We start from the raw sequence: 747 nt of genomic DNA on the forward strand, positions 1-747 counted from the left end.
TGGAACGTCCTGCGCCAGACGGTGCAGACCCTGATGATCATGCCCAAGGGCGACGGCAACCCCGTCCCCGAGGCCGCCGAGAAGTGCGGATTCACCGACAGCGGCAACGAGCGCTTCGCCTGCACCCTGCGCGAGGGGCTGAAGTTCGCCAACGGCGACCCGCTCACCGCGGCCGACGTGAAGTACTCCATCGACCGCGCCCGCGCCATCAAGGGCGACAGTGGTGTGGCGGGCCTGCTGAACACCATCGACACCGTCGAGACGCAGGGCGACCGCGAGGTCATCTTCCACCTCAACACCGCGGACGCCACCTTCCCGTACAAGCTGACGACGCCCGTCGCGGGCATCGTCAACCCCAAGGACTACGAGAAGAACAAGCTGCGCGAGGGCTTCGCCGTGGACGGCTCCGGTCCGTACACCATGAAGGCCGACGTCAAGAACGGCGAGATGGTCGACGCCGTCTTCACCAAGAACCCCAACTACAAGGGGACGTTGCAGCTCAACAACGACAAGGTGGAGATCCGCTCCTTCGCCGACGCGGACGCCATGGGCGAGGCCCTGAACAAGGGTGACATCGACGTCATGACCCGCACCATGTCGCCGGAGCAGATCCAGAAGCTGTCCAACGCCAGCGGGGGCAACGTCGACCTCGTCGAGATGCCGGGCCTGGAGATCCGCTACCTGGCCTTCAACACCGACGCCCCGTCGGTGAAGAGCAAGGCCGTGCGCCAGGCGATGGCCCAGGTC

General features: G+C 65.9%; 1 protein-coding gene. It reads left to right on the forward strand.

The genetic code is table 11. From position 1 onward, the window contains the following. A partial coding sequence (locus IE318_RS44450; protein WP_229904229.1) for an ABC transporter substrate-binding protein occupies window positions 1-747 on the forward strand: 747 nt, incomplete at both ends.

This window comes from Streptomyces spiralis (assembly GCF_014654675.1).
In the GTDB taxonomy this organism is placed as follows: domain Bacteria; phylum Actinomycetota; class Actinomycetes; order Streptomycetales; family Streptomycetaceae; genus Streptomyces; species Streptomyces spiralis.